This is a genomic window from Sinomonas sp. ASV322, assembly GCF_030908245.1.
Lineage (GTDB): Bacteria > Actinomycetota > Actinomycetes > Actinomycetales > Micrococcaceae > Sinomonas.
Genome location: NZ_JAVFJJ010000010.1, coordinates 13,915 through 27,405 on the forward strand (window position 1 = coordinate 13,915; position 13,491 = coordinate 27,405).

Sequence of the window (13,491 nt, forward strand, 5' to 3'; positions counted from 1 at the left end):
GCCACGCATCACTTGACGCAGGGGATGCCGCCGCCGAGGAGCGACGACGACCAGTCGCCGGCGTCGTACGTCCCGGTCGACGGCGGCGACGGCTGAGCGGGAGCGGGCGCCTGCTGCGCCGGGGCCTGCGCCGGGGCCTGCTGCGCCGGGGCCTTCTGCGAACCCTGCTGCGCGGGCGGCGCCGACGTCTGCGGCGGGGCGGGCGCCGCGCTCGTCGTCGGCTGCGGGGCGAGGAGCTCGGCGACCTGGGCCTGAATCGCACCCTTGTCCACGATGTTGACCGACTCGCCCGTGTCCGACCAGCCGAACTCCACAATCGGCAGGGTCACGAACTTCGTGTGGTTGTCCGTGAGCTGCTTGGCCTTGAGTCCGAAATCGATGAGGTTGAGCGACTGGTCGACGGCCATCTTGTCCTTGAGCGCGCCGATGATCCCCTGGATCTTCCCGAGATCGGTGAACGTGCCCTTCTGCTTGAGCTGCGTCGCGAGGGACGCGATGAACGCCTGCTGGCGGCGCGCCCGGTCGAGGTCCGTGAGGAACACGCCCTTGCCCGAGGTGTCGCGGCGCTGACGCACGAAAGCCACGGCCTGCTGGGCATTGAGCTGCTGCTGCCCTGCCTTGAAGTCGGCACCGGAGAAGGTGTCCTTGGTGGCCTCCTGGAGGCACACCGTGATGGGGGCGACGGCCTTCGCGACCGAGAGGAACGCGGACATCGTCACCTCGACGAAGTGGTCCACCTTGACATTGAGGAAGTTCTCGACCGTCTTGATCTCGGCCTTGCGTCCGGCGTCGCGGGCCTGCTGGTAGACCTCGGCGTCGCTCTTGCTCCCCTGATTGGCCTTGAGGGTCCGCATGGCCTCGTCCATCGCGTAGCCGTAGGCCTGCTTGACCTTGCCTTCCGTGACGCCGTCGGGGTGGCCGACCAGCTCGACGTAGTCGTCGCGCGGGATCGAGATGATCGTCGCTGTGCTCCCGTCCTTCGGCACATGCAGGAGCATGAGGACGTTGCTGTTGTACCCGCCGTCGTCCGAGCCGCCGGAGTGCAGCGCGTCGTACTCCTCTTGGCTCAGCGCGTTGCCGTTCTCGTCGAGGCGGCTGTCGAGGCCCATGAGGAGGATGTTGACGTCCTGGTCGAGGCCCGCCCCGCCGTCGATCGCCTGCGAGCGCTTGATCCCGTTCTCGATCCCGAGATACGTCGTGAGCGCGAAGATTCCGGCGCCGAGCACGAGCACGACGACGAGCGCCATCGAGAGGACCGTGATCCTCCGCCGCCGGAACTTCCTCCGGCGGTCTTGGGCGATGAGCTGCCCGTACAGGTCGTGGAACGGCTCGTTGGGCGCGCTGGCCTCGCGATCGGTCGTGTGCCGCATGCGGCTCCTCGGGTCGGCGGTCAGGACGGACGCGCGCCGCACGCGACGCGCGGGCCCACAGTACGCGGGCCTACGATAGCTGGTGAGTCTCCGAATTCTCTGGACGCGCGCCGCGCGTCGCGTTGACTTCGCACGGCTCCCGGGAGCGAGCGAACGACGACGGCGATGCCCGCAAGTGCCGCAAGCGCACCCAACGCGGGGCGAACCGGGGCGAGGACGAGCGCGAACGCGACGCCGAGGCCGGCAAGGAGCGCGACCACGGCGGCCTCCCCTGCGCACGCCGCGACGAGGCGAGCCGCGAGGTCCGTGACGCGGCGGGCGTCGGCCGCAGCGGTCGAGACCACGCGCACGTGCGCGAGGTGCAGTCCCTGGAGGTCGCGGAGCACGAGGACGCCCAGCACGAGAAGCACGAGCGCGATCGCGATCGGGGCGAGCACGACGACGGCGGGGCGGCGGCCGGCGACGGACGTGCGCACGAGAGCGGTGGCGAACAGCATGACGGAAAACCTCGGTCGAATCAGGCTTCGGCGCGAGAAGCGGGGCCCGTCGGACCCGCGGTAAACCTCTCCTCGTAAGACCTTCGGCACTTCGCGTCGTGACCCCGCTGTGACGGGGAGCCAATCGGAACCGCCCCTTAATCCGGAGCGATCTGTCCTGACCCTTGGCGTCTCTCGACGTTCCGGGTCGCTGGCCTGTTTCCGCGAAGGAGCCTCAGCTAACAAGTGGCGCCTTGCACCGTCCACCATAGCGTGGCCCGCGCCGGGCCTCCAACCCGACCGCGTGTGAGCTTGGTTACAGGGCCGACTCCCCTACACCGGCTCGCGCAGCACGATGTCGACGGGGTTGGCCTGCGAGACCGGCCCGCCTGGCTCCCCCTCCCGCCCGAGCCCCTCCAAAAGACCCGAACGGTTCGTGCGCTTGTCGCGGAGGATCTCCGTGACCGATCCCAGGTGCCGCGAGAGGTCGATGACGTTCTCGGGCGCCGCGAGCAGGAGCTGGAACCCGAACTCATGCAGGGCCGAGATGCCGGCCCCCGCGAACTCCTCGGACGCGAGGACGAAAGCCTCGTCCATCATGACCGTCCCGTAGGTCGTGAAGCCCTGCTCCGCGATCCCGAGCTGGTAGCTGAGCGCGGCCGCCATGATGAACGCCGTGAAGCGCTGCCGCTCGCCGCCGGACATGCTGCCGGTGTCCGCGTGGACGAAGACCTCGTCCCGTGGCATCCCGTCCGGGTTGGCGCCGGCGCGGTGCTCCTTGCACGAGATGAACACGTGCGTCCGCACGTCGAGCACCTCGGCGCGCCAGCGGCGGTCCTCGGGCGTCGACGAGCCGAGGCGCTTCACGAGCGTCTCGAGGGTCTTGTAGCGGGCGGCGAGGGCGTCGTCTCCAGCTGCGCCCGCGCCGTCGTCCTTCGCGTCCATACCGTGGCGCGCCTTGAGCGCCGAGACGATCGCGTCCTTGAACTGGCGCGCGGACGCGGGCACGGTCTGCTTGATGTCGAGCTCGAGGTAGCTGCCCTCGTGGAACCCGACGCCGCCGAGGATGCTGTTGAGCGGGAGGATGCGGGCGGAGATCGCGCGGCGCTCCTCGTCGAGGAGGTGCAGGAGCGTGCTGAACGATTCGTGCGTGCGCTGCTGGAAGAAGCGCCGGAACTCGGCCTCCTGCGCGGGCAGGCCCTCGGAGACGATGTCGTGATAGCGGGCCTCGAACGCGCTGGCCGCGGCGACGGACACGCCGTGGTCCGCGGAGACGCCCGGGCCCCACTCGCGCTCGAACGATTCGAAGATCCGGGTGAGGCGTTCCGCGGCGGCCTGCCCTCGGCTCTCGGCCGCGTGGAGCTCCTCGAGGAGGCGCGTGCGCGCGGTGTTGGCCAGGTTGTCGAGCCCGTGGAGGTCGGCGAGGCCCGCGGCGCCGTCGAAGTAGGGGGCGAGGGCCTGGACGTCGTCGCCCGACGGCGGCGCCCCGGCGACGCGCGAGCGCCCGGCTTCGAGGAGCCTCGCCGCGGAGCTCGCGGCCGCATCGAGATGCCGGTGCTCGCTCTGGAGGACCGCGGCGGCCTCGGTCGAGGCCTGGTGCTCCTCGCGGGCCGCCTCGACCTTCGCGCGGAGCGGCTCGAGGTCGGCCTGCGCGGCCTGAGCGTCCTCAAGGCGCTGCTCGGCGCGGCGGAGCTCGTCCTCGGCGACCACGGCCGAGACCTCCTCCCACGCCCGCGCGTCCGAGGCGACGCGCCGGAGCGCCTCGAGGCGGCGGGCCATGCCCTGGTGCGAGTCCTCGCTCGCCTGGGCGGCCTCGGCGGCGCGCGCGAGGGCGGCCTCAAGCGCGGCGATGCGCGCGGCGAGGTCTTCGATCTTGACGGCATTGTCGAAGCCGAGCACCCAGTCCTGGCGGGATGCGAAGCGGTCGTCCTTCTCGACCGTCCCGCGGTGCCGCTTGACGACGCCGCCGAGGCTCAGGCCGCGGTCGAGCCCCGCGAGCTCGTCCGGATCCTCGACGCACGGGTATGCGAAGTCGACGGCGATGCGCTCGCGGACATACGTGCCCGCCCGGTTGCGCACTGCGAGCCCTGCGTTCTCGAGAATGTCGAGCTTCGTCAGGAGGTCGTCCTCGCGCACATCGGCGAGCGCGGCGGCGGCGCCGGGGACGGGCACCGAGAGGTCGACGGCGCGCAGCGCGCCGCGGATCGCGTGCTCGTCGAGGTAGCGGGTCACGGCGGCGAAGTGCTCGCCGGGCACAAGGAGCGTCGTCGCGAGCGAGCGGAGCGCGCGTTCGGCGGCGGGCCGCCAGCGCTCCTCGCCGTCCGCGAGATCGATGAGCTCGCCCGCGAACGGCATGTCCTCCTCCGCGACGCCCGTCGCCGCGGCGATCGCGGCCCGGTTTTCGACGGACGACGGCGGCAGGAGGCTCTTGCGCGCGGCCATCGACTCGAGCTCGCGGCGGGACTCGGCGAGGTCGCGCTTGGCAGCCGCGTGCGCGTCGAAGGCCTCGAAGCGCGCCTCACGCAGGGCCGCGGAGTCGCCCTCGAGCGATTCGGTCGCCGCGGCGGCCTCTTGGTGGGCCCCCGCCCAGCCCTCGGCCGTCCACGGAAGCTGCAGCCCGGCGTCGTCCATTCCCTGCCGCGCCGCCGCCTCGACCTCGCGCCGCAGCCGCAGCCCGACGCGCGCGTTCTCGACGTGCTGTTCGAGCGTGCTGATCTGGTTCCCGCCCGCGTTGTTGTACTCGGCTTCGAGCGCACGGAGCTGATTCGCGAGCGCGTCGCGGGTCTTGCGCTCGGCGGCGAGCTCGGCGGCCTTCGATTTCGCCGAATCGGCGGCGCGCGCCGCGATGCGCTCCTGGACCGTGACGGCGAACTGCTCGCGGACGCGCTCGAACGCCTCGCCCGTGAGGTCGCGGAGCCGGTTCGCCTCGAGGAGGGCCTTCGCATACTGCACGTTGAGTCCCGGAACGGGCGCGAGCTGGTCGCGCTGCTCGCGCACGTCCTCGAGCCGCTGCCGGATGGACATGAGGTTGCTGAACTCCTCGACCACCTGGTCCGAGGCCGCGAGTGTCTCGGGCGGATCGAGGACCTGGTCGCGGAAGAAGCTGTTGACGCTCCCGCCGAGCCCCTTGCCGGCCTGGATTACGCGCAGGAGCGGGATGGCCTGGTCCGAGGAGATGCCGAGGAGGCGGCGGAAGCGCTCGGCGAAGTTCTTGTGGACGTCGAAGACCTGCGCGTGCGGGAAGATCCCCTCGAGCGTGCTCCGCGTGAACCGCCGGTCCGCGATGCCCTCGACCGCTCGCACGTCGAGCGGCACGGAGTCGATGAGGTAGAAGCGGCCGAGGCTCGACTCCGTCCCGTTCTTCGGGAGGTCGAACAGCGCGGTGAGCGTGCAGCGTGTGCCCGCGGCGTTGTCGTAGGTGAGGGCGACGGCGCTCCATGTCGCGCCGGGGCGCTGGAACGCGCTGGCCTGCGTCTCCCCGACCGCGACGTCGCCGACCTTGCCGCGCATGTACGTGAAGGTCGTGCGGCGGTCCTCGCTCTGGCCCGTGCGCGTCGCGGCGGCCTCGTTCGAGCGGGGGCGGGCGTCGAACACGCGCGCGATCGCGTCGAAGAGCGTCGACTTGCCGACGCCCGAGTTGCCCGTGAGGAGCGTCCCCGAGCGGTCGACGTGCATCGTGTGGGCGCCGTGGAAAGTGCCCCAGTTGACGATCTGGACCTGGCCCAGACGGAACTGGCCCGGGTTGACGTCGAGGCCGAGCGGGAGCATGGTCGCGACGCTCATACGAGCTCCTCCTCGGTGCTGGCCGCCTCGTCAGTCTCGCCGAGGTCGGGCCCCCTGACGCCGAGATCGGGGCTGCCGTCGCCGAGATCGGGCCCCCTGACGCCGAGATCGGGGCTGCCGTCGCCCTCATCCTCGCCCTCCCCGGCGAGGTCAAGCGCGGGCTGCGCGGCGCCGTCGTCCGCCTCGCCCGCCCTCGCGACATCCGCGTCCGCCGCCGCGACCGCCTCGAGGTGGCGCGCGATGTCCCCGACGTTCTCGAACGGCAGCGCGAGCGGGAGGGCGTTCGAGATGAGGAAGACGTCGTCGAGCGGCGTCGGGAGGAGCAGCCGGCGGGCCTGGAGCTTCTGGACGGCCCGGGCCACGGTGTCCGCGTCGCGGAGCGCATCCTGCTGGTCCGCGGGCTGGTAGTGGGCGACGACGTCGGAAAGCTCCTCAAGCGTGACCGTCGGTTCGGTGTGCGCGGTCGAGTGGCGGTCGAGGAGGAGCCGGAGGCGGAGGACGAGGATCGTCTCGACGCGGCTCAGGGTGCGCTGCTGGCGCAGGATCGTCGAGCGCGCGGCCGTGCCGAGAAGCTCTGGGTCGACGGGGCGGACGACGGCGATCTTCCGCTCGTGGTCGATGAGAAGGGACAGGAAGAGCTCGGACAGGCGCGAGCGCAACACGTCCTGGCTGTCGAGGAGTGCCGTCCACAGGCGCTCGTCGCGGCCGCCGTCGAGGTACGGGCCCTTGAGCAGGCGCACGAGGGTCTGGCGCACGCGGAGGGGAAGCGCGCCCGTGTCGCCGTCGTAGAGGGCGGCAGCGTTCGCAGGACGACGGCGGGACCCGACCTCGGCGGCAGGGGCCCCGACCTCGGCGACAGGCGACCCGACCTCGGCGACAGGCGACCCGACCTCGGCGGCAGGCGCCCCGACCTGGGCGGCAGGCGCCCCGACCTCGGCGTGTTCGGTCATGCTGTTCCCCTCTCCGCGACGTCTGCGTTCTTAGCGGCCTCGCCATTCCTTGCGGCCTCGGCCGCCCTCGCCTCTCCCACCGGCACGTACGCGCGCCTCTCCGAGCCGTCGACCTGCTCGAAATCGAGCGCTTCCCAGCCCTCGCGGCCAACGTCGCCAGCGAACACGGCGCCGCGGTGCAAAAGCTCGCCCAGCAGCGCGCGGATCGTGTTGATGTGACGCTCCTCGGGCGGAAGCTCGCGCCACACGCTCGCGGCGGTCGCGCGCCCGCCGTCGGCGGCAAGGGCGACGTCGAAGGCCCGCCGGAGTGCCACCGCGTTCGCCTTGCCCGTTCGCGCCGAGCGGACGCGGTCCCCCTCGCGGAACGCGATGGGCTCCGCGAGCCGCGGCGGGGCGACGTATTCGTCGGGGTCGAAGAGCTTGACCATCGCGAGCGAGTCGAATTCCGCAGAGAAGAGCTCGGGCGCGGGCGCGAATGCGGCCTGCTCGCGCTGGTACGGGAGTTTGCGGACGGCGCGCTCGGCGTCGCGAATCGCGTCGCGCAGCCGCACGGACTGGCGGTAGTCGTCGCTCTGGACGTACGTGTTGAGGCTCTCGGAGAGCTTGCCGTAGATGCCCTGGATCTCGGAGTGCTGATCGCGGAGCTCGGCCACGAGGTGGCGCAGGGTCAGGCGTTCCTCGGCGTCGAGGCGGTCGGCGAAGTCGCGCGAGAGGACCTCGGCGATGGCCGAGCGGAAGCGGAGCTGCTGCTCGGGGTTCTCGAGGAACGCGGTGAAGGATCGGAACGTGCGGCCCTCGCTCGACTCGCGGAGCCGCTTGTCGGCCTCGAGCACCTGCGCCATCGTCGCGCCCTTGCTGAGCGACTCCTCGATGATCTGGTTGCGGAGCTGGCCCACGGATTCCTCGATGCGGTCGCGCATGCGCTTGAAGTCCGCTGGAAGGCCGGCCGCGAGGTCGAGGATGTTCTCGGCGGACTCGACGGCGTCGTCGGATTCGAGGCCTGCGTCTAGTTCTCCGGCCTCGAGGCCGCGGATCATCTCGCGCCGTTCGCCAATCTCGGCCTCGAGCGCCTCGACGCGCGCACTCGTATCCGGATTGGTCTCCTGGGCAAGCTTCTCGACGTCGGCGAGGAGCGTCCCGAGGCGCGAGCCCGTGAGCGTCGAGCGGTCGGAGGAGAGCGAATCGAGGAAGGCCAGCACACGGGCGGCCGCCTCGGTGAGCTCATACACGATGCGCCCGCTCTGCGCACGGCGCGAGAGGAAGCGGCGGCGGGTCCAATCGTCCGCGACGAGGCGGCCCGTGAGCGTTCCCGCCGTGCTGGCGGTGTTGGACGCGGCGTCGCGGGCGCGGAGTTCCGCAAGGAAGTCGTCGAGCTCGTCGTGGAACGTCTCGAGCTCTACGTGCGGGCGGTTGCGGGTGAACGCGGTCTGCAGCGCCGCGATGACCCACGGCGCCGAACGAGTGAGGGCCCACGCGGGGCCTTTCGTGAGGACTTCGAGCTCGGCGAGCCGCGAGAGCATCGCGGAGGCCTGGCTGGGGGCCACGGCGCGGGCGCGGGCGGGGCCTATGCCTGCGGGGATCGTGCCTGCGGGGGCCGTGCCTGCGGGGGCCGTGCCTGCGGAGCCGCGGCCTATGCCTGCGGGGACGGGTCCTGTGCCTGCCAGTGACGACGGCGCCGACGCGTGCGCCGCGGCGGTGCGGGCACGGTTCGGGGCGGGTTCTGGCACGGCAGCCCAGTCTACCGGGCGGGCCGCGGCTCTCATGGCCTCGGGTACCCGGTTCCCGCCGAGCATCCACGACCGACGGCGTCGGGAAACCACCTTCTCGCACTGAGCAGTCCCCTTGTCACCCTCAAGTCCCCTTCAAGAGGACTTGAGGGCGACAAGTGGACTTCGGACGGCGGGACCGCGCCTCACCACTTGAGCGAGTGGCGCGCCCGACCGCGCGGGACGATCGCGGTCCTCTCATGACGCTGAGCCGGCTCGGGGTTCCGCGCCGCCCGCAGAGGATCACCGAGGCCGCGCCGGATCCGGCGACCGACGACGACGGCACCCGACACGAGCAGGAGGGCAGCCACCGTCGCCACGACGAGCACCACGAATGCTAGCGAGCCGATGACGGCCGTGAAGAGCCACACGAGGACGTCAGCCAATCCGCTGATATTCATTCCGCCTCCTCGGGCCAATTCAGGATCCGCTCGCCGGCCTTCGCGGAAACCGGCGTCATCGTCCGCGGTGGGACGCTCGCATGCGAGAAATGCCGGACCGATCACCGCCACTCGGCGCGGCATCATCAGGGCCGTGGGGACCAGGCCCCGCCAGCATGGGCAAATCAAGTGTTCAAACAACACCGACCTAAGCGTTAATTTACAGACTTTGTCAAGTAATCGGGTGACGAATTCGCCCTGCAATGTTGTTCGGCTTTCCGAACAAAAAGACCGTTAGTTCGGGCCGAACTAAACGAACTATCGCCACCCCCGGAACCCCAACAAATTCGAGGCCTCAACCCATCACACTATGGACAGATGTCCATAGTGCTGTGTACGTTTGACCATATCGTCGCCGCCCCCGCACCGACGACGCCCAGCTCCCACCGAACAGAAAAGGCCCCATGACGCCCACCCCGCCCTCAACCTTCCGCCGCGCCCGTGCGGCGACGGTCGCCCTGTTCTTCATCGCGGGGCTGTCGCTTGCCGTGTGGGTCGTCAGCATCCCCGCCGTCGAACATCAGACCGGGGTCTCGCACGCCGTCCTCGGCGGCCTCCTGCTCTTGTTGGGCCTCGGATCCTTTATCGGCATGACTGCGGCCGGTCCGCTCGTCGACCGCTTCGGCAGCCGTCGCGCCGCCGTCATTGGCGCGACGCTCCTGGTCATCGGGGTCAATCTCGCTGGCCTCGCCGATGGGCCGCGGCTCCTGGGCGGCGCGCTGATCGTCCTGGGTCTGGGCGCGGGGGCGATCGACGTGGCCATGAACGATCAGGCCGTGATCGTCGAGCGTGCCTACGGCCGACCCATCATGTCCAGCTTCCACGCGTATTTCTCGGTCGGCGGCGGGGCGGGCGCGTTGCTCGGCGGCGGTATCCAAGCCCTGGGGCTTTCGGTGAACTGGTCACTCGGCATCGGGGCGATCGTGACTGCTCTCCCCGCCGCTATCGCATACCCCGCGCTCCTCGCCACGCGAGGCGGCTCCGAGACCGAGGCCCACACGACCGCGGCCGATGCCTCCCCTGGCTCGGTCCGGCGGCGCACCGTGACGATCGTCATCCTCGCCTGCCTTGCCTTTCTCATGATGCTCTCCGAGGGCGCAGCGAGCGACTGGAGCGCGCTCCAGGCCGTCGAGCATCTCGGCCAGCCGTCCTCCGCGGCCTCCCTCGCGTACGGATCCTTCGCCGTCGCGATGACGGTGGGCCGCTTCTCCGCCGACGCCGTCGTGCACTGCTTCGGGCCAGTCAAGGTGGTCCGGGTCGGCTCGCTTCTTGCCGCGGCGGGCATGCTCGTCGTCGTCCTCTCCCCCACCTACCCACTCACCCTCGCCGGATGGTCCGCGTTCGGGATCGGGCTCTCGGGCATCGTGCCTCAGATCTTCACGGCGGCGGGCAGCCTCGGTGGCGCCAACCAGGGGATCCTGATCTCGCGCATCGTCGGGGCCGGCTACCTCGGCCTGCTCGCTGGCCCAGCGGTCATCGGCTGGGTTTCCCAGGGCGTCGGACTCACCTTGGCACTCACGCTGCCTGTGGGCTGCTGCATCGCGGGCATCCTCCTGGCTGGGCGCGCGGCCCCAGCGGCCCAGGCGGCGGACAGGCCACTCGTCAACGTCACAGGAAAGGTGAACTGACATGACCGACTACTTCGAGGGCGACCCCCGCACCAACCGCGAGCGCATGCTCGCCGGAGACTTCTACATCTCCGATGATCCGGAGAGCGCCCGCCGCGCTCAGCGGGCCGTGCAGCTCGCCGACAGGTATCACCGGGCGGCGGTCGACGACGAAGCCGCCGCGCGTCCGATCCTCGCCGAACTCATCGGCTCGCTCGGCGAGGACGCGTTCGTCAAGCCGCCGCTCTACGTCGACTATGGCGAGCACATCGCGATCGGGGCGCGCACGTTCGTCAACTACAACCTCACGGCGCTCGACGTCGCCCCGATCACCATCGGCGAGGACTGCCAGCTCGGGCCCAACATCCAGCTGCTCACGCCGATCCACCCGATCGAGCCTCAACCCCGCAAGGACCGGCTCGAGGCCGCACGGCCCATCACGATCGGTGACAACGTGTGGCTTGGCGGCGGCGTCATCGTCTGCCCCGGGGTCACCATCGGCGACAACAGCGTGATCGGCGCCGGAGCTGTGGTGACGAGAGACATCCCGGCCAACGTCGTCGCCGTCGGCAACCCCGCGCGCGTCATCCGTACAATCGCAGTCGATGGCTGATACCTCGTACCAACCCGCCCCGGCACGACGGGCGCGCCGCTCCGATCCCGACCGCCGCGAGCGGATCATCCAGGCGTGCCTCGAGGTGATCGCCGAAGCAGGCGTCGCCGGGACGACGCATCGCAAGGTCGCCACCGCGGCGGACGTGCCCCTCGGGTCGATGACCTACCACTTCGACGGAATGGACGAGCTCCTCCGCGAGGCCTTCACCCAGTTCGCGGACACCGTGGCAGACGCTTTCGAGCGCCGGATGGCCGCCGTCGAAGGCCGCGAGGCAGCGAAGGCGGCCGTCGTCGCCATCATCACCGAGGACGTTTTCGGGACCCAGCGTGACCTCGTCCTCACGCACGAGCTCTACACGCTCGCCGCCCGGGACAGCGGGTTCCGCGATATTACGAATGCGTGGATGGCCCGGAGCCGGCGGGCTCTCGAGCAGCACTTCGATCCCGCCACCGCGCGCCTGCTCGACGCTCTCATCGAAGGCCTCACGATCCACCGGGCCCTCGACACCGAGCCACACGACCCCTCAACGGCCGTCGACGCCGTCGGCCGTATCACGGCCTGATTCCGGATTCGGCCGTCGGGGTCCGGCCGCTTTCCCCCGCAACTACGCGGCTCCCCCGCATTGACGCGCCGGGCCCGGCGCGTAGATGCGGGCCCGGCGCGCACTTGCGGTCCACAAACGGCTCTGGCGCGGCCGCCCAGAGAGGCGGCCGCGCCAGAGGCGTATCAGGCGGCAGAGGCTACTGCGCCCCGCCGAGGTGTGCGGCCCACGGGTAGTAGACGTACGCGAACGCCGCCGGCGCGCCCGTGATCTTCTTGTTCATCCACACGGTGCTGTCGAGCTTGATGCCCGGAACCATCGGAAGCAGCTCGTCGTGGAGCTTCGTCTCGATGTCGGAGACGAGCTGGGCCCGCTTGTCCACGTCCGCCGTCGCGACGGCCTTCGCATACAGGTCGTCAACGCCGTTGTAGTTGTACTGGTTGAACAGGCCGCCCGAGACGGCCGTGGTCACGAGCCAGTCAAGCGGGTTCGGGATGTTCGGCCAGAACTGCGTGTAGAGGATGTCGACGCCAGCGCGAGTCTTCTCGTCGTAGAGGTAGTTCGTGTAGCCCGTCTGCGGGACGACCTTGAGCTCGAAGTTGAGCCCGATGCGACCGGCCGCGTCCTTGATCGCGAGGCCGAACTGCTGGGTCTCGGCGGCGTCGGGGACGACCATGGTGATCTTCTTGGCCTTCACGTCGGCCGGGAGGCCGTCGACGATCTTCTTCGCGTCGTCATATTTGGCCGATGCGGGATCCGGAAGAGACTTCTCGAGCGACTCGAGCGGGGTCTTCGCGAACCCGTAGACGGTGGACGGCGTCTGGAGCTTGATGGGCTGGCCCGTCCCCGCGAACGTCTGCTTCGCGACGCCGTTCCAGTCGATCGCCTCCTGGAGCGCCTTGCGGACCTGCGCGTTGCTGCCCGCGCCCTGCGGGTCAGCCCACACCATCGTCATGTTGAACGACGCCGGGCCCTCGCTGAACGTGCCCGCGGGGCTGTTCTTGAGCTGGGCAACGCTCGCCGTCGGAACGTTGAACGTCCCGTCGATCTGGCCCGCGAGAAGGCCCGACGTGATGGCGGCGCCGTCGGTCACGAAAGTGAAGTCGATCTTCTTGGTCTTGGGCTTGAGGTCCTGGTTCCAGTACGTGTCATTCCGCGTGACGGAGATCGACTGGCCCTGGGTCCATTTGTCGAACTTGAACGGGCCGGTGCACATGAGGCCCGTGGCGGGCGAGCCGAAGTCCGCGGCGTGGGCCTCGAAGAACTTCTTCTGGACGACGACGCCCGCGAAGCTCGCGAACTCGTCGTTGATGAGGTAGTCCGGCGCCTTGAGGGTCACCGTGACCTGGTTGGCGCCCGTGGCGGCGACGCTGTCGACGTTCCCGAACAGGTAGTTGTAGAGGCTCGTCTTGTCGGTGAGGTTGTGCTGGAGGCTGAAGACGACGTCGTCCGCCGTCATGGGCGCGCCGTCCCAGAACTTGACGTCCGAGCGGAGGTCGTAGACCCAGTGCAGCGGATCCGGGGTCGAGACCTTCGAGGCGAGGTTCGGCTTGATCTGGCCGTCGGGGGTCTGGAGGAGGAGGTTCTCGCACAGGTTGGCGTTGATCATGTTCGGCGTGTAGTCGGCCGACTTGAACGGGTCGATCGTCTGCGGCTCGCCCTCGAAGACGTTCCACGTGATCTTATCGACCTCGGACTTCGCCGCCGGGGTCATGATGGTCGAGCCTGAGGCGGCTGCGGTGTCTTTGGGCTTGGCCTGGGCGCCGCCGGAGCACCCGCTGACGAGGGCGGTGACGAGCAGGCCGGCAGCGGCGACGGCCGCGCGAGACCGGACGCGGTTCTGGTTCATGGGTGTGTTCTTTCTTGGGTGGTGGGTACGGGTGATGGGGTGGGTACGGGTGATGGGGTGGGTACGGGTGGTGGGGTGGGTTCGGGAGGCGGG

10 protein-coding genes and 1 riboswitch are annotated in these 13,491 nt (G+C 70.1%); of the genes, 3 read left to right on the forward strand and 7 right to left on the reverse strand.

The window, feature by feature from the left end; genetic code table 11:
- Positions 1 to 8 precede the first annotated feature (8 nt).
- From RBS12_RS13760 to RBS12_RS13785, 6 genes are all read right to left on the reverse strand, one after another.
- Positions 9 to 1,370, reverse strand: coding sequence for an LCP family protein (locus RBS12_RS13760; RefSeq protein WP_307966689.1), 1,362 nt, complete (start codon positions 1,368 to 1,370; stop codon positions 9 to 11).
- A gap of 20 nt (positions 1,371 to 1,390) precedes the next feature.
- The gene (locus RBS12_RS13765; RefSeq protein ID WP_307966690.1) at positions 1,391 to 1,867 is read right to left on the reverse strand and encodes a hypothetical protein; all 477 of its coding nucleotides are present in this window, start codon (positions 1,865 to 1,867) and stop codon (positions 1,391 to 1,393) included.
- A gap of 61 nt (positions 1,868 to 1,928) precedes the next feature.
- Positions 1,929 to 2,100, reverse strand: a riboswitch (M-box (ykoK) riboswitch).
- Between the two features lie 79 nt (positions 2,101 to 2,179).
- The gene (locus RBS12_RS13770; RefSeq protein ID WP_307966691.1) at positions 2,180 to 5,629 is read right to left on the reverse strand and encodes an ATP-binding protein; all 3,450 of its coding nucleotides are present in this window, start codon (positions 5,627 to 5,629) and stop codon (positions 2,180 to 2,182) included.
- Positions 5,626 to 6,579: a DUF4194 domain-containing protein gene (locus RBS12_RS13775; protein ID WP_307966692.1), complete on the reverse strand. Its 954-nt coding sequence runs from the start codon at positions 6,577 to 6,579 to the stop codon at positions 5,626 to 5,628. The genes RBS12_RS13770 and RBS12_RS13775 overlap by 4 nt, the downstream gene beginning before the upstream one ends.
- On the reverse strand, positions 6,576 to 8,099 hold the full coding sequence (locus RBS12_RS13780) for a DUF3375 family protein (protein ID WP_307966783.1): 1,524 nt from the start codon (positions 8,097 to 8,099) through the stop codon (positions 6,576 to 6,578). The genes RBS12_RS13775 and RBS12_RS13780 overlap by 4 nt, the downstream gene beginning before the upstream one ends.
- Positions 8,100 to 8,491: 392 nt before the next feature.
- The gene (locus tag RBS12_RS13785) at positions 8,492 to 8,746 is read right to left on the reverse strand and encodes a hypothetical protein (RefSeq protein ID WP_307966693.1); all 255 of its coding nucleotides are present in this window, start codon (positions 8,744 to 8,746) and stop codon (positions 8,492 to 8,494) included.
- Between the two features lie 443 nt (positions 8,747 to 9,189).
- Between RBS12_RS13785 and RBS12_RS13790 the strand changes: the two genes are divergently transcribed.
- The 3 genes from RBS12_RS13790 to RBS12_RS13800 are packed head-to-tail and all read left to right on the forward strand — an operon-like array spanning position 9,190 to position 11,570.
- Positions 9,190 to 10,413, forward strand: a complete 1,224-nt coding sequence (locus RBS12_RS13790; protein ID WP_307966694.1) for an MFS transporter — start codon at positions 9,190 to 9,192, stop codon at positions 10,411 to 10,413.
- A gap of 1 nt (position 10,414) precedes the next feature.
- Positions 10,415 to 11,005, forward strand: a complete 591-nt coding sequence (locus RBS12_RS13795) for a sugar O-acetyltransferase (RefSeq protein ID WP_307966695.1) — start codon at positions 10,415 to 10,417, stop codon at positions 11,003 to 11,005.
- The gene (locus tag RBS12_RS13800) at positions 10,998 to 11,570 is read left to right on the forward strand and encodes a TetR family transcriptional regulator (RefSeq protein WP_307966696.1); all 573 of its coding nucleotides are present in this window, start codon (positions 10,998 to 11,000) and stop codon (positions 11,568 to 11,570) included. Before RBS12_RS13795 ends, RBS12_RS13800 begins: the two co-directional genes overlap by 8 nt.
- A gap of 178 nt (positions 11,571 to 11,748) precedes the next feature.
- On the opposite strand, the gene RBS12_RS13805 is transcribed toward RBS12_RS13800, so the two are convergent.
- Positions 11,749 to 13,398, reverse strand: a complete 1,650-nt coding sequence (locus tag RBS12_RS13805) for an ABC transporter substrate-binding protein (RefSeq protein WP_307966697.1) — start codon at positions 13,396 to 13,398, stop codon at positions 11,749 to 11,751.
- Between the last annotated feature and the right edge of the window lie 93 nt (positions 13,399 to 13,491).